Raw genomic sequence first — 19371 nt, forward strand, 5'->3', positions numbered from 1 at the left:
GCATCTGCCCCCGGGCAGCCCCGCGCAGGACGTCACGGCCCCGGCCGCCGGCAGCACGCCGGCGACCGGGGCCGCGCCGTTGCCGCGGGTCGAGGTCACCACCACGCTGCCGGCGCTGGGGGAGGACGACGTCCTCGCCGTCCCGGTCGGCTCCGGCACGGCGCTGCCCGGCTGGCTGGAGGCACCCGGCTCCCCGGTCGACGCCGCGCTGCTCACCGGCGCGCTGCGTGACACCGGCAACACCGGCCGGCCGGGCACGATCACCAACGTCCCGGTCCCCGGCCGGCGCCCGCGCAGCGTGGTCGCGGTCGGCGTCGGCGACGCCACCCTGCTCGACCTGCGCGCCTACGTCGGTGTCGCGGTGCGCCGAGCCCAGACCCTCGCCGAGCACGGCGCCCGCCGGCTGGTCCTCCCCGTGGACGACGCCGCCGCGCCGGCCGGAGCCGAGGAGGTGCGCGCCGCCGTCGAGGCCGCGCTGCTGGCAGGCTACCGCTACCGCGAGACTTCCCGGCCGCACCCGCCGCGCCTGGCGACCGTCACCGTCGTCGCCGCGGACGCCGCCGACCCCGCCGTGGGCGCGGCCGCCCGCGCCGGCGAGGTCGCCGGGCACGCGGTGGCCTGGGCCCGCGACCTGGTCAACACGCCCAGCAACACCAAGGACCCCGCCTGGCTGGCCGAGCAGGCGACCGCCCGGCTGGGCGGCCTGCCGCACGTCACCGTCACCGTGCTCGGTCCCGAGGAGCTGCGGGCAGGCGGCTTCGGCGGCGTGCTCGCCGTCGGTGGCGGGTCGGCCAGCCCGCCCCGGGTCGTCGTGGCGAGCTACCGCCCGCCGACGGCGCGGCCGGGACACCCGGTCCTCGTCGGCAAGGGGATCACCTTCGACACCGGCGGCATCTCGATCAAGCCCAACGCCGGCATGCGGGAGATGAAGACCGACATGGCCGGCGGCGCCGCGGTGCTGGCCGCGGTCGACGCCGCGGCGCGGCTGGAGCTGCCGGTGGCGGTCACCGCCGTCGTCCCCGCGGCGGAGAACGCCGTCTCCGGCTCGTCCTACCGTCCGGCCGACGTCGTCCGGCACGTCGGCGGCCGGACGACGGAGGTGCTCAACACCGACGCCGAGGGCCGCATGGTGCTCGCCGACGGCCTGGCCCACGCGCGGTTGCGCCTGGGCGCCACCGTGCTGGTCGACGTCGCCACGCTGACCGGGGCGATGAAGGTCGCGCTGGGCACCCGCACCGCCGGCCTGTACGCCACCACCGACGGCCTGGCCGATGCGCTGCGCACCGCCGCCGCGCACGCCGGGGAGGCGGTCTGGCGGATGCCGCTGGCGGAGGAGCACGCCGACCTGCTGGAGAGCGCGATCGCCGACGCCAACAACGCGCCCGGGAACCCCGGCGGCACGACCGCCGCGCTGTTCCTGCGGCCGTTCGCCGGCGACCTGCCGTGGGCGCACCTCGACGTCGCCGGCCCGGCGCGGGCGGGTGCCGACGAGGCGGAGATCGTCAAGGGCGGCACCGGCTTCGGCGCCCGCACCCTGCTGCGGTGGCTGGAGGCCGGCGCACCGGCCTCCGCCCCGATGACCGTGGACTGATGGCCGACGACACCGGCGTGGTCTTCCCGGCCGGGCCCGACGGGCGGCGCAGCACCGCGGCCCTCGGCCGGGCCGTCGTCGCCGACGCGCTGCGCGGGGTCGACCCGCCCGGCGCGCTCGCTGCCGAGCGGGAGACCAACTGGCGGGCCGGGTACCTGACCCACTTCCGGCGGCTGGTCGAGGCGGGGCTGCCCTCGCGGGCCGCGGCGCTGTCCATCGCCGACGCGGGCCTGACGTCCCTGCACGGGCGGATGCGGGTCACCGGCGCGGACGGCGCCGAAGCCGGTCTCGACGCCCTGGCCACCGCACCGGCCGGGCGCCCCCTCGCCACGGCCGAGGTGCGCGGCACCGCGGAGCCAGAACGTGAGCTGTCCGTGCCGTTCCGGGGCTCGCGGCTGCGCGGCGACGCGCTGCTGCGCCGGCTCGACAGCTGGGTCGAGGCCGGGGTCGTGGAGCCGTCGTGCGCCGAGGCGGTCCGCACCGTCGCCGCGCATCCCGAGTGGCTGGCGCTGCCCGACACCACCGTGGTGGTCCTCGGGGCGGGCGCGGAGATGGGGCCGCTGACCGCGCTGCTGCGCTGGGGTGCGCGGGTGGCCGGGATCGACCTGCCCCGTTCGGCGCTGTGGGAGCGGGTGCTCGACACCGCCCGCCGCGGGGCGGGCACGCTGCTGCTGCCCACCAGCGAGGCGGGCGCCGCGACGCCCGCCGCGGCCGGGGCCGACCTGATCGCCGAGGTGCCCGCCGCCGCCGACTGGGTGGCCGCGCTGCCCGGGCGGGCGGTGCTGGGCAACTACGTCTACGCCGACGGCGCGACCAACGTGCGGGTCTCGGTGGCCGTCGACGCCCTCACCGTCCGGCTGGCCGCGGCCCGTGACGACCTCGCGCTGGCGTTCCTCGCGACGCCCACCGACGTGTTCGCCGTCCCCGCGGAGGCGGTCGAGCAGTCGGTGCGCGCCTATGCCGGGCGGTCGCGGCTGGGCAAGCTGGTCGGTCGGCCGCTGCGGACTCTCTCGGCCGGCCGGCTGCTGCGGCGGGCCTACGTGCCGGGCACCGATCCGGGCATCGCCGACAGCCTGGTGGCCCAGCAGGGCCCGAACTACGCGCTTGCCAAGCGGCTGCAGCGGTGGCGGGCGACGACCGCGCGGGCGGCGGGGACCACGGTGTCCATGAACGTGGCGCCGCCGACCCGCACCCGGTCGGTCGTGAAGAACCGGGCGCTGGCGGCGGCCTACGCCGGGGCGCACCGGTTCGGCGTCGAGGTGTTCGAACCGGCGACATCCAACGTGCTCATGGCGGCGCTGCTCGTCCACGACCTGCACACCGGCGGCGGCCCGGCGCACGAGCACCCGTGGCAGGACGAGGCGCACGCCGCCGCGCACGGCGGCCTGTGGCGAGGCCCCTACGCGCCGCGCAGTGCCCTCGGCCTGGCCGCCCTGCTCGGCTACGGCGCCGCCCGCGGCTGACCGCCGGCCCCGGTCGTGCGACAGACGTCCGTGTCGTCGCCGTGCGTCGTGAGTCGGACAGGAGCCCGCCGCGGTCAGGTCCGTCCCCGCGCACTAGCGTGTCGCGCATCTCACCGAGCCCAGGTGGATGTCAGAGGGCGACCGCGCCCGCTGCACCGAGAGGGACGCTCATGACCCTTCCGTCTCACGGTGGGATGTCCCGACGAAGGCTGTTCACCGTCTCCGGCGGTGCCGTCCTGGCCTCGGGTCTCCTGGGGGCCGCCGCGCCCGCAGCCGCCGCTCGAACCACCGACCAGTCCACGCCGGTGCCCGGCACGGGGACGCACGTCGTCACGCTCGGCACGGCCGCCGGCCCAGCCATCCGGGGGCCGCGGATCGGCATCTCCACCGCCGTCGTGGTCACCGGGAACCTGTACCTGGTCGACTGCGGCCTGGGTATGGTCCGGCAAGCGGCCGCTGCGGGCCTGACCATGGACCGCCTGCGCGCCCTGTTCATCACCCACCTGCACTCCGACCACATCAGCGAGCTGCCCGGCCTGCTGCTCTACAACTGGGGCCCGGGCGTGAACGGCATCGTCGAACCGGTCCGCATCCTGGGCCCGGGGCCGGCGCCGCTGCCCCAGGGCGCCGAGGTCCACGTCCCTCCGTCCACGGCCAGCACCGAGCGGTTCGTCGTCGACCTGCTGCAGGCGTACGCCTACGACGTCAACATCCGGGTGTACGACGAGGGCCGGGCACCTCTCGACGACCTCGTCCGGGCCGAGGACATCCGGCTCCCCGCAGCGGTCCACGCGGATCCGGACCGCAACCCGTGCCCGGAGATGGAGCCGTTCGAGGTCTACGCGGACGCGTCCGTCCGCGTGCTGGCCACGCTGGTCAACCACCCACCGGTCTTCCCGGCGTTGGCTTTCCGGTTCGATTCGGCAGACGGCTCGGTCGTCATCTCCGGCGACACGACCGAGCACCCGAACGTCGTCCGGCTGGCCACCGGCGCAGACGTCCTGGTCCACGAGGCGATCGACCCCGCGTTCTACCAGGCGCAGGGCCTGCCCCCCGACCTGCTGGAACACATCCTCGAGAGCCACACCGACCTGCAGGCCGTGGGCCGGGTGGCCCGGGACGCCGGCGTGGGCCACCTCGTGCTCAGCCACCTCGGCGGCATCCAGGACGACTCGGACGCGGCCCCGACCCGGACCGTCTTCGGCGGTCCGGTGACGGTCGCCGCCGACGGGCAGGTGTTCGCGGTCGGGCAGTGACTCACACGGGACCGACGAGCCCGGCGACGATCTCGGCCGACAGCGCCACGAGCGGCAGCCCGCCCCCGGGGTGCGAGGAGCCCCCGACGAGGAAGAGGCCGGGGACGGGGGAGGCGTTGCCGGGACGGAGGAACGCCGCCCGGGCGCCGTTGCTCGACGTCCCGTAGATGGCCCCGCCCACGCTGCGGGTGTCCCGCTCCAGGTCGGCGGGGGTCCGGACGACGCACCAGCGCAACCGGTCCCGGACGTCGAGCCCGCGCCGCGCCATCACCTCGAGCACCCGGGATGCGTAGCGGTCGGCCAGGCCGGGGGCGTCCCAGTCGACTCCCCCGGCCGGGTCGTGGCGTGCGGCGTTGACCAGCACGAACCACGACTCGCTGTCCTCGTCGGGCCGCGTGGCCGGGTCGTCGGGCGCGCTGATGTAGACGGTGGGATCGTCCACCGGTTGCGGCCGCCCGCGGTGCCGGCCGCCGCCGAACACCGCGTCGAACTCCGCGTCGTAGTCCTCGGGGAAGAGCACGGTGTGGTGCGCGAGCCCCGGTGTCCGCCCGCGCAGGGCGAGCAGCAGCACGACGCCCGACAGCGACGGCGTGCTCCGGGCCAGGTCGCGGCGCACGCTGCGGGTGGACCGGGACGCCGGCAGCAGGTCGGCGTAGAGGCCCGCGGCGTCCGCGCCGGAGACGACGACGTCGGCGCGCACCGCCTCCCCGCCGGCCAGCCGCACCCCCGACGTCCGCCCACCCGCGGTCAGCACCTGCTCCACGGTGCAGCCGGTGCGGACGACGGCGCCGCGCTCGACCGCCCGCTCCGCGACCGCCACGGCCAGCCGGCGCAGCCCCCCGCGTACGTACCAGGAGCCGAACTCCTGCTCGACGTAGGGGACCGTGGCCAGGACCGCCGGCGCCCGCCGCGGGTCGGACCCGGAGTAGGTGGCGTACCGGTCGAGCAGGGTGCGCAGCGCCGGGTGCGCGAGGTGGGCCGCGCCCAGGCCTCGCAGCGTCTGCCAGGGCGCCACGGTGGCGACGTCGGAGGCGCTGCGGGCCAGCCGCGCGAGCGTGGCGGCACCGGCCAGGGGCGAGCGCAGGAAGGGCCCCTCGGTGACCCGCCACATCGCTTCTCCCCGTTCGAGGAGGCCGGCCCACTGCGCTCCGGCGCCCGGTCCGAGGGCGGCGTCGAGCGCGTCCGGGATCGCGGCTCGGGTGCCGGGCACGACCAGCGGCGTCCCGTCGGCGAAGCGGTAGGCGACGGCGGGATCGAGACGCACCAGCTCGACGGCGTCCTCCAGCGGACCACCGGTCGCGTCGAACAGGTCCCGGTACACCTGCGGCAGGGTCACCAGGCTCGGGCCGGTGTCGAAGCCGTGCCCGTCGCGGGCGTACCAGCCGAGCTTGCCGCCCACGGCCGGCGCCTGCTCCAGCACGGTGACCGCGTGCCCGAGAGCGGCCAGCCGGGCCGCCGCCGCCAGCCCGCCCAGTCCGGCGCCGACGACCGCCACCCGCGCCACGCGGCCACGGTAACCGCGGACGCCGAGGCAACCCCCGGTTCCCCCGACGGGTGAAGATCGTTTGACGGGTCTCCGGGGCGGGAAGGCGATCGTCCCGGCGACCACCGCCGGGTGGAGGGGGAGAGCAGGAGGGCCACGTGGGAACCTCGACGAAGAGGTGCCTGGTGGGCGCGGTGCTGGGGGTCGCGGCGCTGCTGTCCGGCTGCGCCGGTGCGCAGTCGGACGACGTCGGCGACGTCGCCGCGGCGTTCGAGGACACCGAGGGGAACCCCGGCGAGCGGTGCGCCCTGCTGGTGCCGGCCACGCTGGCCGCGCTGGAGTCCGAGGAGTCGGCGTCCTGCGCCGACGTGATCTCCGAGCTCCCGCTGGAGGGCGGCGCCGTCGAGTCGGTGGAGGTCTGGGGCGGTGACGCCCAGGTCCGGCTCAGCGGCGACACGCTGTTCCTCACCGAGACCCCCGCGGGGTGGCGGGTGGTCGCCGCGGCCTGCGAGCCCCGGGCCGATGCCCCCTACGACTGTGAGGTGGAGGGGCCGTGAACGGCGTCCGGGCGGTGTTCGTCGGGTTCCTGGTCGTGATCGTGGTGGGGATCGTCTACGTCACCGCGCTGGGGTTGATGGGCCGATGAGCGCCCCCGACCGCTACGGGTTCTTCCGGGCCAACGCGCTCAGCCTCGCGTTCGGTGCGCTGTTCGTCGTCACGCTGGCCGGCCAGGCGATCTCCGGGACCGCCGACGTCAACGCCCAGCAGGTGGCCAACGGGCTGCCGACCGTCTCGTTCCTCGACTACGTCACCTCGTCGTCCTTCGGCGTCGACGTCATGGAGAACTGGCAGTCGGAGTACCTGCAGTTCTTCCTCTACGTCTTCGCCACCGTCTGGCTCGTGCAGCGCGGGTCGTCGGAGTCGAAGAAGCCCGGCGAGGAGGGGACGGAGTCCGACGAGGAGCAGCAGGTCGGCCGGCACGCCGACGGGCACTCCCCGGCGTGGGCGCGGCCCGGAGGCTGGCGGACGGCGGTGTTCTCCCGCTCGCTCGGCCTGCTGATGGGCACCCTGTTCCTGCTGACCTGGGCCGCCTCGTCGATCGCCGGCTGGGCGGCCTTCAACTCCGAGCAGCTGGCCGAGAAGCAGGACCCCGTCACCTACGTCGGCTACCTGGGCGAGGCCGACTTCTGGAACCGCTCCTTCCAGAACTGGCAGTCGGAGATGCTCGCCGTCGGCTCGATGGCGGTCTTCGCCGTCTACCTGCGCCAGCGGGGGTCGCCGGAGTCCAAGCCGGTGGGCGCCGCACACGCGGAGACCGGCCAGACCGGCTGACCACCCGCTACGCGGAACGGACACCGCGAGCACGGCGAGGTCGTCGGCCTCGTGCCGCGAGGTGCGCAGCTGCTCCTCGACGGCGCTGGTGGGGGGCGACGGTGCCGGCGTCGAGCGTCATCCCCCTCCTCGCCTCTCCGGGGAGTGGTACCAGGGTCGCGCACGCCACGTCAGGCAGTGGACACGCAGCGTCGACATGGCGTCATGTCGACATCGCGACACGTCGGCTCAGAACGCGTAGCGCACCCGCAGCCAGGGCGCGTGCGCCGCGATCAGCTCCTGCAACCGGGTCACTCCGGCCCGCTTGACGTCATTGCGGTAGCGCACGTTCCACTGGCCGTTCTGGCTGCGCTTGGGCTGCTGGAGGTCCGGCCGCCAGAGCAGCTCCTCGGCCTTCGGGTGCCAGCCGAGGTTGACCTCGTGCAGGTCGCGGTTGTGGGTCAGCATGATCACCTCGGCCGCGGCCTGGGCCTTGGCCGCCGGGGACAGCTCGTCGTCCAGCCGGCGCAGCAGCTCGGCCCAGTCGGCCTCCCATCCCTCGCGCAGCACGACGGGGGAGAGGTTGAGGTGCACCTCGTAGCCGGCGGCGACGAAGTCGTCGACCGCGGCGATCCGCTCGGGGACGCGGCTGGTGCGCACGTCGAGCACCTTCGCGTCGACGTCGGGCATGAGCGAGAAGCGGATCCGGGTGCGGCCCTGCGGATCGAGGTCGAGCAGCTGCCGGTTGACGTACTTGGTGGCGAACGACGCCTTGGCCGTCGGCAGCCCCCGGAAGGTGCCGACCAGGTCGGCGACGTTGTCGCTGACCAGCGCGTCGACCGAGCAGTCGCTGTTCTCGCCGATGTCGTAGACCCAGCTCACCGGGTCGCACTGGTCGGCCTCGGTCTTGGCACCCTGCCGGGCCACGTGCCGGCGCAGGTAGCCGGTGATCTGCTCGATGTTCGTGAACACCGTGATCGGGTTGGCGTAGCCCTTGCGCCGCGGCACGTAGCAGTAGGCGCAGGCCATGGCGCAGCCGTTGGACGTCGAGGGCGCGATCCAGTTCGACGAGCGGCTGTTGGCCCGCGCGGTCAGCGACTTCTTGACCCCGAGCACCAGCGTCTCGGACTTCACCCGGACCCAGCGGTCGACGTTGCCCGCGTTGCCGTGCAGCTCGGGGATCTGCCAGTGCGACGGGACCTCGATCACCTCCGCGCCGGGGAAGCGGGCCAGCACCTCCCGTCCCCGGGCGGAGTCGAGGGCGGCCGGTTCGGCGTGGATCTCGCGGACCTGCAGGAGGCGCGACAGATCGGTGTCGGGGTGGACGGGGGACGGCGAGGCGGCGGCTCCCACACCAGGTCCAGCAGCGCCCGCGGGCGCGGGATTCCGGCCGGGACTGCGCCCTGGGCCACCCTCGTCAGCGCAGGTCGAGGCCGCGGTCGGTGAGGAAGGGCAGCGGGTCGACCGGGGCGCCGTCCTGGTACACCTCGAAGTGCAGGTGGCACCCGGTCGAGTCGCCCTTCGTGCCCACGCGGGCGACCTGCTGGCCGGCGACGACCGGCTGGCCGACGACGACGAGCAGGTCGTCGTCCTCCATGTGCGCGTACCGGGTGACGACGCCGCCGCCGTGGTCGACGACGACGAGGTTGCCGTAGCCGGAGGACGCGCCGGCGCGGACGACCACCCCGGCCGCCGCCGCGACGATGGGCGCGTCGCAGCCCGGCGCGAGGTCCAGGCCGGCGTGCAGCCGCACCCCGCCGCCGGTCGGGCTGTTGCGCTGCCCGAAACCGCTGGTGAGCGGGCCCTCGGTGGGGATGGTCCACTCGCCGGTGACCGACCGCAGCAGCGGGCTGACCCCGGTGCACGCGACCGATCCGGTGCCCGGCGCGAGGCCGGTGACGGTGGCGCCGGAGAGCGCGGCGGCGACCTCCAGCGCGTCGTCCCACCAGCGGGCGTAGTGGTACGGGTCGGCGTTGCGCTGCGTCTTGTGGGCGGCCAGCGTCGGCGGCAGCGCCTCCCAGCCCTCCACCTCGAGCAGCGCGGCGTAGAAGTTGGTCGCCGAGGTGGTCGGGTTCATCCGGTCCTCGTAGCTGCCCCACGCCCCGTTGGCGCGCTGCTGGAACAGCCCGCGACTGTCCGGGCCGACGGCGTCGCCGTGGTCGACCACCGTCAGCGAGGACTCGCCCATCGCGGTCATGACGCCGATGACCTGGCCGCGGGCGCTCACGCCCATCGCCTCGCCGGCCTCCATGATCAGCGCCGCGTTCACCAGCTGCTGGCCCTCCCAGCCGGCGACGGGCCCGTCCGGCATGCCCGCCACGCTGACCGACGTCCCGACCGGGGCGCAGGCGCCGGCCTGCGGGTCCTCGTGGGTGACCAGGGCCGCGGTGACCAGGCCGCCCGCGACGAGGACCGGTGCGACGGCAGCGGCCACCAGGAGCAGGCGCCTCACGGTGCCGGCTCCGTGGCTCCGGTCCCGGGAACCGGGGCGTCGCCGTCCAGCGCGCCGCCCGCGTCCTCCGCGGTCCCGGCCTCCGGCGGCACGGTCTCGGCCTCCGGAACGGCGGGCTCGGCCGGGTCCACCGACCCGGGCCCGGCCGGGTCCACCGGCTCCACCGGCGCGACGTCCCCGGGCACCGCGGGATCGGCGGCCTCGACCGGCGTGATCCGCTCGACCAGCCACGGCGCGCCGGCGCCCTCGCGCACGAGGAGGACGGCGTACTGGCCCGCGTCGGTCGGCACGCGCACGGTCGCGAGGTAGGGGCTGACCGCCGGCGTCGGCAGCGGGGCCCCGGTCACCGCGGACACCGGGACCAGCGCGGGGTCGGTGCCCTCGTAGGCGACCGTGGCCGACGGGCTCAGGAACGGGGAGAACTCCGTCCACCAGGTGCCGGCGTCGAGGTCGGGCCGGGCGAAGGCGGTCATCGCGGCCGTGGCCGCGTCGAGGGCGGACTGCTGGGAGTCGGCGTCGTCGGTGGGGGAGGGCAGCGCGGCCGGGAGGGCGGCGTCGGCGTCACCGGGCCCGTCCTCCGCCGCGGCGGTGGGCTCGGGGCGCGGCTCGGGTCGATCCGGGGCGCCGCCGCAGCCGCCGAGCAGGAGCGCCACGACCAGTGCGGCGGTTCCCGCGAGCCACCGTCGCGAGCTGGACATGCCCGAGCCCTCCTGTCAACCCCGGCGGGACCCCCGCCACACCGGTGCAGCAAGGAGTAGAGCCGGTCGGAGGACCCCGACGGCACCCCCAATGTCGGGCATTGCCGCTGGTGCGGCCCGCACTGCACCGTGGTCATGCCACTCACGACATCCAGGGACGGAACCGATGAGCTCGCTCGCACCTCTCGCGCAGGCCGTGGTCGACCCCGGCCAGGGCATCGCCCCGCCCGGGTCGGAGGGCATCGTCACCATCGTCCAGTGGGTCGCGTGGACCGTGCTGGCCGTCTGCGTCGTCGGCGTCCTGATGGTCGGGGCGCGGATGGCGCTTGCCCACCGGCGCGGTGAGGGCGCCGAGCACGCGGTGAGCCTGGCCTACGTCCTGGGTGGAGCGGTCCTCGTCGGTTCGGCCTCCGGGCTGATCGCGGCCCTGGTCTGACGGGCGCTCGGGGGCGAGGTCAGGCATGGCAGCGGAGACGACGACGGCGGAGGCGACGGCCACCTCGGCCGCGCCCACGTCTGCGTCGACGTCCGTGCCCGAGCCGTCCCCGGAACCCGCGGTGACCGCCACCGCAGCCCCCTCGCCGGAGCCGGAACCCGAGCCGGAGCCGCCGGCCCCGGCTCCCGAGCCGAGCCCTGAGCCGACCACCCCGGCTCCCGAGCCGAGCCCCGAGCCGACCACCCCGGCTCCCGAGCCGAGCCCCGAGCCGACGACGCCGGCTCCCGACCCGACGACGGACCCGGCGACGCCGACCACGGACCCGACGACGGACCCGGCGACGCCGACCACGGACCCGACGACCGACCCGGCCACCCCGACGACGGACCCGGCGACGCCGACCACGGACCCGACGACCGACCCGGCCACCCCGACCACGGACCCGACGACCGACCCGGCCACCCCGACCACGGACCCGACGACGCCGACCACGGACCCGGCGCCGCCCACGCCGGAGGAGACCGCGGTCGAGACCGACCGCATCCCCGCCGGCGTGGTGGACAACGCCCCACCCCCGCCGGCGCCGCCCACGCCGCAGGAGACCGCGGTCGAGACCGACCGCATCCCCGCCGCGATCGTGCCGCCGGCCGCGGACCCGGGCGACGGCCGCTCCGGCGGCGGCGACTTCGGTGGCGGCGGGCCGGGCGGCTCGGGGCTCGACGGTCCCGACGGCGCCGGCCTCGACGCAACGGGCCTCGACGGCTCGGGGCTCGACGGCTCCGGCCTCGACGCCCTCGGCATCGGCGACACGCTCTCCGGCAGTGCCGACATCAGCAGCACCGACCCCACCGCCGCCGACTTCGGCGAGGCGTTCCTCGACCCGGCCATCCCGGCCGCGGGCGTCGGCGTGGTGGACCAGACTGGAGGAAGTGACCCCTTGGGCGACTTGGCGCGGGAGATCGTCGAGGCGGCCGGCGACGCGCTGGCCGCCGTGGCGCGACTGTGGGCGGACCCGCCGTCCCCCGGCATCGGCACCATCGGCGCCGACGGCATCGCGACGCCGTCCGAGGCGACCGGGCTGCTGACCGGGTCGCTGGCCTGGTACACCGGCGCGATCGCCGTCCTGGCCGTGCTGGTCGCGGCCGGCCGGATGGCCTGGATGCGCCGCACCCAGCCGCTGGCCGAGCTGCTGCGCGGCCTCGGCACGCTGGTGCTGGTCTCCGGCGCCGGCCTGACCGGCGTGATCCTGCTGGTGAGCGCGTCCGACGCGTTCTCCGGCTGGATCCTCGAACAGGCCACCGGCGACGTGGAGGCCGGACTGACCGACCTGCTCGCGCTCCAGCGCACCGAGGAGCTCTCCGTCGTCCTCAGCGTGCTGGTCGGCACGGCCACGCTCCTGGCCGCCGTCGTGCAGGTCGTGCTGCTGGTCGCGCGGGGCGTGGTGCTGGTGGTCCTCGCCGGCGTGCTGCCGCTCACCGCGTCGGCGACCAACACCGACACCGGGCGCGCCGTCTTCGTCCGGACCCTCACCTGGACCGTCGCGTTCGCGCTCTACCAGCCGGCCGCCGCGCTCGTGTACGCCGCCGCCTTCCTCACCCCGCTGCCCGAGGACTCGCCCCTGGTCGCCGCGCTGACCGGGACCACGTTCCTCCTGCTGGCCATCGCCGCCCTGCCGGTGATGCTCCGGGTGCTGCGGCCGATGGTGCGGACCGTCGCCGCCAGCAGCCGGGTCCGCGCCGCCGGCGCACACGGGCTGCCGACCGGTGCCCGTGCGGTCGCCCCCGTCACCGTGGCCACCGGCGCCGGCGGCGGTGCCGCGTCGGTGCGGGTGCCCTCGGCCCGCGGCGCTGCCCCGCGCCACGCGGCCGGCACCCTGCCCCGGGACGCCCGCGTCGGCGCCGCCCGGCTGGGCGTGGCCGGCCCGGTCGTCGACGCCTTCCCCGGGCTGGGCCGCAAGCCCGAGCGTGAGGCCATCCGTGCCCGGGTCGCCAGGGCCGGCGCCGCCACCGAGATCGCCCCGATCCCCACCCAGCGCCCGGATCGAGAGGACTCCGACTCGTGACCGCGCCGTCCGACTCCCCCCGCACCTACGGGAACTGGCGCCGGCCGGGCAGCGCCGGCCTGGGCAGCCTGGGCGCCCTCGGGACGGCGCTCCTGCTGCTCGGTCTGATCGGCGTCATCGCCGCCCTGATGCTCGCCGGTCTGCTGTGGGCGATCGCCGTCGCCGTGGTCCTCGGCCTGCTGCTGACCCTGCTGGTGGTCCGTGACCGGCACCACCGGTCGGGGGTGCAGCGGCTGTCGACCCGGCTCGGCTGGGCGCGGGCCCGGCGCAGCGGGGCGAACGTGTACCGCTCGGGCCCCCTCGGCCGCGTCCCGACCGGGACGAACCAGCTGCCCGGGCTGGCCGCGGCGTCCGAGCTGTCGGAGTGGCAGGACTCGCACGGCCGCCCGTTCGCGATGGTCACCGTCCCGGCCACCCGGCACGCCACGGTGGTCCTGGTCACCGAGCCCGACGGCGCCTCGCTGGTCGACGAGGAGCAGATCGACACCTGGGTGGCGCACTGGGGTGCCTGGCTGAGCGCGCTCGGCAACGAGCCGGGTCTGGTGGCCGCGTCGGTCACGGTGGAGACCGCGCCGGACTCCGGCACCCGGCTGCGCCGCGAGGTCGACACCCACCTCGACCCCCGCGGCCCCTCGGTCGCCCTCGAGATGCTGCGCGAGGTGGTCGACACCTACCCGGCCGGCTCGGCGACGGTCACCGCGTACGTCTCCCTCACCTTCACCGCCGCGGGCCGCGCCGGCGGCCGCAAGCGGGAGCCCGCCGACGTCGCCCGCGACATCGGCACCCGGCTGCCCGGCCTCACCGCCGGCCTCAGCGCCACCGGCGCGGGCGTCGTCCGCCCGGCGACCGCGCAGGAGCTGTGCGAGGTGGTCCGGGTGGCCTACGACCCGTCCGCCGCGCGGGTGCTCGACGAGGCGCACGCCACCGGGGCCGCTCCCGAGCTGCAGTGGTCCGACGTCGGCCCGACCGCCGCCCAGGCCGCCTGGGGTCACTACCGCCACGACGGGGCGCTGTCGGTCACCTGGTCCATGACGGAGGCGCCGCGCGGCGAGGTGTACTCCTCCGTGCTGGCCGACCTCATCGCCCCGCACCCCGACATCGACCGCAAGCGGGTCACCCTGCTCTACCGGCCGCTGGACGCCGGCCGCGCCGCCCGCGCCGTCGAGCAGGACCGGCGCACCGCCGACTTCCGCGCCTCGTCCTCCTCGCGGCCCACCGCCCGGACGCTGCAGGAGCAGCGCGCCGCGGCGCTCACCGCGGAGGAGGAGGCCCGGGGCGCCGGCCTGATCGACTTCGGCATGCTCGTGACGGCGACCGTCACCGACGCCGACCTGCTCGACGACCCGCACGCCGCGCTCGACGTCGTCCGCGCCGCCGTCGACAGCCTGTCCGCGACCGCCCGGATCCAGCTGCGCCCGGTCTACGGGTCGCAGGACTCGGCCTTCGCCGCCGCGCTGCCCCTGGGTATCGTGCCCTCGGCCCACCTGAACGTCCCGAGCGAGCTCCGGGAGGCGCTGTGACGCGCAAGCGGGCGAGCCGGCCGGCCCCGGGGCCCGGGTCCCGCGGCTGGCCCGGCCGCGGCGGGGGAGCGGCGACGTACGTGCAGGCCCCCGACGAGTGGCGGGCCACCACGGTGCAGGCGTGCGGCCTGTGGCCGTTCGCCGCCGGCGCGGGGACGCCGATGACCGGCGTGCCGCTGGGCCGCAACCTGCTCTCCGGCGCGACCCTGTGCTGCGACCCGATCAGCTGGTTCCAGCGGGCCAACCTCATCAGCAACCCGTCGGCCTTCGTGCTGGGCAAACCCGGCCTCGGCAAGTCGACGGTCGTCCGCCGGATGGCCCTCGGCCTGGCCGGCTACGGCGTGCTGCCGATGGTCCTCGGCGACCTCAAGCCCGACTACGTCGACCTGGTGGAGGCCATCGGCGGCCAGGTCATCCGCCTGGGCCGCGGCCGCGGTCACCTCAACGTGCTCGACCCGGGCGAGGCGCTCGCCGCCGCCCGGCGGCTGACCGGCGACGCCCGCACCCAGGTGCTGGCCGACGCCCACGGACGCCGGCACGCCATCGTCTCCGCGCTCATCACCGTCATGCGCGGTACCCCGCCCACCGACCGCGAGGAGACGGTGCTCGACCGGGCGCTGCGCGTGCTCGACGACACCCACGACGCCGAGCGGCTGGGAGCGCCGACGCTGCACCACCTGCTCGAGGTGCTGCGGGCCGCGCCCGAGGACGTCCGCGCCGCGGCGCTGGACCGCGGGGACCGTGCCCGCTACGACGACGTGACCGAGGAGCTCGAGGCGACCCTGATCGGCCTCACCGGCGGTGGGCGGCTGGGCCGCATCTTCGCCGAGCCGACGACGACGCCGATCCGCCGCGACCGCCCGGTCGTCTTCGACGTGTCCAGCGTCGACGACGCCCAGAACGACCTGCAGGCCGCGGTGCTGCTCGCCTGCTGGTCGGCCGGCTTCGGCTCGATCAGCGTCGCGCACGCCCTGGCCGACGCCGGCCTGGAGCCGCGCCGGCACCACTTCGTCGTCCTCGACGAGCTGTGGCGGGCGCTGCGCGCCGGCCGCGGCATGGTCGACCGGGTCGACGCGCTCACCCGGCTCAACCGGCAGCGCGGCGTCGGCATGGCGATGGTCAGCCACACGATGAGCGACCTCCTGGCCCTCCCCACCGAGGAGGACCGGATGAAGGCCCGTGGCTTCGTGGAGCGCTCCGGCATGGTGATCTGCGGCGGGCTGCCGTCGGCCGAGATGCCGATGCTGACCTCCGCCGTCCCGCTCACCCAGGCCGAGCAGGACCTGCTGGTCGGCTGGCAGGACCCGCCGGCCTGGAACCCGGGCACCGGCGCGGAGGCCGAGCCCCCCGGCCGCGGACACTTCCTCGTCAAGGTCGGCGGCCGCCCCGGCATCCCGGTGCACGTGGCGCTCACCGCCGTCGAGCGCGAGCTCAACGACACCAACAAGCTCTGGCACGAGCTGTCGCGGTCCGCCGACGACCTCGCGTTCCCCTCGGCCGGTTCGCCGGCCACCGACGGCCCCGTCCGCGGCTGAGCCGTCCCGGTCGCCGCTGAGTGGCGACCGGGACTCCTCCTCCCGAGGCATCCCGCACCGCAGCGAGCTCCGGTGGCCGGACCGGCCACCGGAGCTCGCGGGCGTGCGGGGAGGGCCTCAGCAGCCCGCGTACGGGTCGGGGAGGGTGCCCGGGGACGGCCAGAGCCGCAGGGACACCGTGCCCACCATCGAGCTGGTCGGCACCGGGCCGAACGTGCGGGAGTCGATCGAGCGGTCGCGGTTGTCGCTCAGCAGGAAGAGCGTGCCCTCGGGGACGTCCACCGGCCCGTGGAAGACGCCGTCCAGCCGGGACCGGTCGATGGCCGGCTCGCAGACCTCCACGCCGTTGACCAGCAGGACCCCGTCCTCGATGGCGACCACGTCGCCGCCGACGCCGACCACCCGCTTGACCAGCATCCCCTCGGCGTCCTGGGGGTCCTCGACGGCGACGACGGTGCCGTGCTCGACCGGGCCCGAGCCACGGTCGACGACGAGGAGGTCCCCGATGTCGATCGTCGGCTGCATGCTGTCCGAGTCGACCCGCATGACCTGCCAGGGCAGGAGCCCGGACATCGACGCGATGAGCACCAGCACCGTGCCGATCGCGAGCCAGGGGCCGAGCTGCAGCAGCCGGCGCCACAGGGCACCGCCGCGGACGCCGGTGCGGGGGTCACCGGCGTCCGCGGCGGTCGTCCGGGGGGAGGTGCCGCCGTGGTCACCGGTGCGGGGGTCACCGGTGACCACGGCGGCAGACCGGGCGGCCGTCCCCGGGCGGGGACGACGGTGCCGGCCACCGCCACGGTCACCGGTGCGGGGGTCACCGGTGACCGTGACGGTTGATCGGGGGGCGGTCCTCATCCGAGGACGCCGGCGAACCAGAGGATCCAGGCCAGCCCGCCGAGGGCGAACAGGCCGTTCACCGCGGTCCGTCGCCAGGACGACGGCAGGAGCGCGGTGAGCCCCAGGACGGTGAGCAGCTCGACCGCGACCGTCGCCGTGCCGACCGCCTCGGGCCCGTGCCGGGTGGCGACCGGGTCGCCGGCCATGGCGACGGGACCGTCGGCCTGGGACATGCCCGCGAAGTAGTCGACGCCGGTCACCGGGTCGTAGCGCAGCATGCGCTCCATGTTGTCGCTGTGCGCGTGGGCGCCGGTGGCGTGGTCGGCCACCGCGAACGCGTCGAGCAGGTTCGTCGCGTGGGCCACCAGGTACAGCGCCAGCAGGCCGACCGTGCCCAGCAGGGCCAGCGCCACCAGGCGACGGTCCGGCGTCGACCTCGTCATGCTGGTGAGGAGCAGCCAGCCGGCGAAGCCGACCTGGACGAGCGCGGTGAGCAGGAAGAACCCGACCGCGAGCTCACCGGCACCCAGGTGGTCGACCGCGGCGGCCACGTGCAGCGCGCCCGCCGCGGCCGCGCCGAGGGCCGTGATCCGCAGCCACCAGGCGGACCGGTCGCGGCGTCCGTCGGTGGGTGCCGCGACCGGCTCGGCGACGGCGGTGCTCACTGCCCGCCGCCCTCGGTCGTCGTGGTGCCGGTCGTCGTGGTGCCGGTCGTCGTGCTGCCGGTGGCCGGGGTGGTGGACCCGGTCGAGGTGGTCTCCGACGAGCCGGACGTGCTCGACGTGCTCGACGTGCTGGAGGTGCTGGACGAGTCACCCGAGGACGAGTCGTCGACCGGCTCGGCCGGGGCCGCGGCCGCCGGCGGCTGCGCGGGAACCAGGTCGGGTGCCGGCAGCGGCTTGGGCGGGCAGGAGTTGATCGCGTCGCAGTCGATGTCGTGGTGCCCCACCTGGTACTGGAGCATCATGTCGTGGTCCTCGTGCGACAGGTTGTGGCAGTGGATCATGTACCGCCCGTCCTCGTGCTCGAACTTCATGAGCAGTCGCACGGTCTCGCCCTCGGCGATGTAGACGACGTCCTTCGGGCCACGTTCCTCGGGCGCCGGCGGCAGGCCGTTCCGGGTGAGGACCTTGAAGTCGATCAGGTGGATGTGCAGCGGGTGGAACCAGCCGCCGCCGTTGTTCGTGACCTCCCAGATCTCGATGTCGTCACGCTGGGGGTTGGCGAACAGGCGGGTGTAGTTGGACCGCACGACGTCGTCCCACGTCTGGTCGTTGATCTTCCACAGGCCGTTGCTGCGGTGCAGCTCCATCGTCCGGACGGTCTTCCGGTCGGCGGCCTTCAGCGCCATCGCCGGGTGCGGCGCGCCCAGCTGGCCGGGGGCCTTGTTGTTCGCGGTGCTGGTCACCTTGGTGCCGACCTCGAACTGCATGATCTTGCCGGTGTTGTCGTAGTCGATCGCGTTGGCCACGCCGTCGTTGAGCAGCTGGACCTTCTGCCCCTTGAGGTCCTTGAAGTCGAGGATGAACTCGTAGCGCTCGGCCATGCCGATCCGGAACGTGGTCACGTCCTGGGCGAACTGCATGAACCCGCCGTCGGTGGCGATCAGCTTGAACGACATGCCGTTGCTCATCCGGAGCTGGTAGCCGCGGGCGAGGGAGCCGTTGAGCATGCGGAACCGGTACTTGCGCGGCTCGACCTTCATGTTCGGCCACGGCACGCCGTTGACCAGGATGATGTCGCCGTAGAGGCCGTCGTCGCCGGAGTCGTCGAACACCAGCTGACCGTCGGCGCTGAGGATGACGTCGCTGAGGATCAGCGGCGCCTCGTACTGGCCGGGGGCGACCGGCGGCAGGTTCGGGTCGTACTGCGGGATCTCGAGCGCCTGCTCCAGCTCCCGGTCGACCAGGTGGTACTGGGCGGCCAGGCCCATGTAGACGTTCTCGGCGGTGTGGTGCACGCCGTGGTCGTGGTACCAGAGCGTCCGGGGGGTGCAGCTGTTCGGGTACTCGTAGTTCTTCCACTCGCCCGGGTTCGTCAGGTCGCCGGCGTAGCCGTCGAACTGCGGCTTGGAGGGGGACCCGTGCAGGTGCAGGGAGGTCCACGGCACGTAGCCGGCGGTGGGGTGCTTGACCGGCAGGTCGTTGATGACCTGCATGACGGTGCGGCGGGGGGCCTTGTTGCCGTTCGCGTCCCTGCCGATGTAGGACCGGATGGTCGGGCCCGGCACCGAGCGGATCGTCGAGCCGTCCTTCGCCTTGCCGGAGTAGCACCAGAACTTCGTCCACATGCCGGGCGCGATCTGCGCCTGGACGTTGGTCTCGGTGATCCGGTAGTAGTCCGTTCCGGCGTAGGCGCTGCCCGTGATCGGCTGGCCGGGGAAGTGCGAGTTGCCCGGGACCGGGACGTAGTCGTCCGGGACCTTGCCGTAACTGTTGCCGGGGACGTCGTCCCGGGCGACCGGCTCGAGCACCGCCGGTGCCTTGAAGGCGGCGAGGAAGGGCTTCGGCATCTTGGTCTCGGCGAGGGTCGACGCCGTCGCCGCCTTCAGGACAGCCTGGAAGGGCAGGGCCGCTGCGGCGGTGCCGGCGAGCGAGACCTTGAGAACGTCGCGTCGGTTCAGGCTGGGCGTGTCCATCGGGGAAGCTCCTTCTACTGCCGCCTCGTGCGGTAGTGGAACTCTCCCGTTCGGGACCCTCTCGTCACAGCCGTCACAGGGGGTGG

The 19371-nt window shown here is 75.3% G+C and carries 16 protein-coding genes; 9 read left to right on the forward strand and 7 right to left on the reverse strand.

Translation table 11 applies throughout. From position 1 onward, the window contains the following. Positions 1–79: 79 nt before the first annotated feature. The 3 genes from MY526_RS00525 (at position 80) to MY526_RS00535 (ending at position 4310) form a co-directional block, all read left to right on the forward strand. The gene (locus MY526_RS00525; protein ID WP_436702960.1) at positions 80–1591 is read left to right on the forward strand and encodes a leucyl aminopeptidase family protein; all 1512 of its coding nucleotides are present in this window, start codon (positions 80–82) and stop codon (positions 1589–1591) included. Further along, positions 1591–3054, forward strand: a complete 1464-nt coding sequence (locus MY526_RS00530) for a hypothetical protein (protein ID WP_436689874.1) — start codon at positions 1591–1593, stop codon at positions 3052–3054. The genes MY526_RS00525 and MY526_RS00530 overlap by 1 nt, the downstream gene beginning before the upstream one ends. Before the next feature lie 194 nt (positions 3055–3248). Then, entirely contained in the window at positions 3249–4310 is a 1062-nt protein-coding gene (locus tag MY526_RS00535) for an MBL fold metallo-hydrolase (protein ID WP_436702961.1), read from the forward strand. A gap of 1 nt (position 4311) precedes the next feature. Here the strand turns inward: MY526_RS00535 and MY526_RS00540 are convergent, their stop codons facing one another. After that, complete coding sequence (locus MY526_RS00540; protein ID WP_436689878.1) at positions 4312–5814, reverse strand: phytoene desaturase family protein; 1503 nt, start codon at positions 5812–5814, stop codon at positions 4312–4314. A gap of 137 nt (positions 5815–5951) precedes the next feature. Between MY526_RS00540 and MY526_RS00545 the strand changes: the two genes are divergently transcribed. Further along, positions 5952–6350, forward strand: a complete 399-nt coding sequence (locus tag MY526_RS00545; protein WP_436689880.1) for a hypothetical protein — start codon at positions 5952–5954, stop codon at positions 6348–6350. Between the two features lie 85 nt (positions 6351–6435). After that, positions 6436–7125 (forward strand): DUF6766 family protein, encoded by a 690-nt coding sequence (locus MY526_RS00550; RefSeq protein ID WP_436689882.1) that lies wholly within the window; start codon positions 6436–6438, stop codon positions 7123–7125. 228 nt (positions 7126–7353) lie between these two features. On the opposite strand, the gene MY526_RS00555 is transcribed toward MY526_RS00550, so the two are convergent. From MY526_RS00555 to MY526_RS00565, 3 genes are all read right to left on the reverse strand, one after another. Next, entirely contained in the window at positions 7354–8457 is a 1104-nt protein-coding gene (locus MY526_RS00555; RefSeq protein WP_436702962.1) for a spore photoproduct lyase family protein, read from the reverse strand. Between the two features lie 64 nt (positions 8458–8521). Further along, the gene (locus MY526_RS00560; RefSeq protein WP_436702964.1) at positions 8522–9556 is read right to left on the reverse strand and encodes a M23 family metallopeptidase; all 1035 of its coding nucleotides are present in this window, start codon (positions 9554–9556) and stop codon (positions 8522–8524) included. Next, on the reverse strand, positions 9553–10254 hold the full coding sequence (locus MY526_RS00565; RefSeq protein ID WP_436689888.1) for a hypothetical protein: 702 nt from the start codon (positions 10252–10254) through the stop codon (positions 9553–9555). The genes MY526_RS00560 and MY526_RS00565 overlap by 4 nt, the downstream gene beginning before the upstream one ends. A 166-nt stretch (positions 10255–10420) precedes the next feature. Between MY526_RS00565 and MY526_RS00570 the strand changes: the two genes are divergently transcribed. From MY526_RS00570 to MY526_RS00585, 4 genes are all read left to right on the forward strand, one after another. After that, entirely contained in the window at positions 10421–10690 is a 270-nt protein-coding gene (locus MY526_RS00570; protein WP_436689890.1) for a hypothetical protein, read from the forward strand. Positions 10691–10811: 121 nt separating this feature from the next. Further along, a complete protein-coding gene (locus tag MY526_RS00575; RefSeq protein WP_436702966.1) occupies positions 10812–12752 on the forward strand; it encodes a hypothetical protein in 1941 nt (646 codons plus the stop codon). After that, entirely contained in the window at positions 12749–14272 is a 1524-nt protein-coding gene (locus MY526_RS00580) for an SCO6880 family protein (protein ID WP_436689894.1), read from the forward strand. Before MY526_RS00575 ends, MY526_RS00580 begins: the two co-directional genes overlap by 4 nt. Next, positions 14269–15807, forward strand: coding sequence for a hypothetical protein (locus MY526_RS00585; RefSeq protein WP_436689896.1), 1539 nt, complete (start codon positions 14269–14271; stop codon positions 15805–15807). Before MY526_RS00580 ends, MY526_RS00585 begins: the two co-directional genes overlap by 4 nt. Before the next feature lie 117 nt (positions 15808–15924). Here MY526_RS00585 and lepB read toward each other — a convergent pair whose 3' ends face one another. The 3 genes from lepB to MY526_RS00600 all read right to left on the reverse strand — a co-directional run bounded on the left by lepB (position 15925) and on the right by MY526_RS00600 (position 19285). Next, positions 15925–16551, reverse strand: a complete 627-nt coding sequence (gene lepB, locus MY526_RS00590; RefSeq protein WP_436689898.1) for a signal peptidase I — start codon at positions 16549–16551, stop codon at positions 15925–15927. A gap of 110 nt (positions 16552–16661) precedes the next feature. Further along, positions 16662–17312: a hypothetical protein gene (locus MY526_RS00595; RefSeq protein WP_436689900.1), complete on the reverse strand. Its 651-nt coding sequence runs from the start codon at positions 17310–17312 to the stop codon at positions 16662–16664. Then, positions 17309–19285, reverse strand: a complete 1977-nt coding sequence (locus MY526_RS00600; RefSeq protein ID WP_436689902.1) for a multicopper oxidase domain-containing protein — start codon at positions 19283–19285, stop codon at positions 17309–17311. The genes MY526_RS00595 and MY526_RS00600 overlap by 4 nt, the downstream gene beginning before the upstream one ends. Between the last annotated feature and the right edge of the window lie 86 nt (positions 19286–19371).

It is taken from the genome of Geodermatophilus sp. CPCC 205761 (genome assembly GCF_051383655.1).
Taxonomy (GTDB): domain Bacteria; phylum Actinomycetota; class Actinomycetes; order Mycobacteriales; family Geodermatophilaceae; genus Geodermatophilus.

Excerpts from the sequence above, each read along its gene's own strand:
- MY526_RS00530 (WP_436689874.1), top strand. The coding sequence starts at position 1,591 with ATGGCCGACGACACCGGCGTGGTCTTCCCGGCCGGGCCCGACGGGCGG.
- MY526_RS00535 (WP_436702961.1), top strand. The coding sequence starts at position 3,249 with ATGTCCCGACGAAGGCTGTTCACCGTCTCCGGCGGTGCCGTCCTGGCC.
- MY526_RS00550 (WP_436689882.1), top strand. The coding sequence starts at position 6,436 with ATGAGCGCCCCCGACCGCTACGGGTTCTTCCGGGCCAACGCGCTCAGC.
- MY526_RS00565 (WP_436689888.1), bottom strand. The coding sequence starts at position 10,254 with ATGTCCAGCTCGCGACGGTGGCTCGCGGGAACCGCCGCACTGGTCGTG.
- MY526_RS00570 (WP_436689890.1), top strand. The coding sequence starts at position 10,421 with ATGAGCTCGCTCGCACCTCTCGCGCAGGCCGTGGTCGACCCCGGCCAG.
- MY526_RS00600 (WP_436689902.1), bottom strand. The coding sequence starts at position 19,285 with ATGGACACGCCCAGCCTGAACCGACGCGACGTTCTCAAGGTCTCGCTC.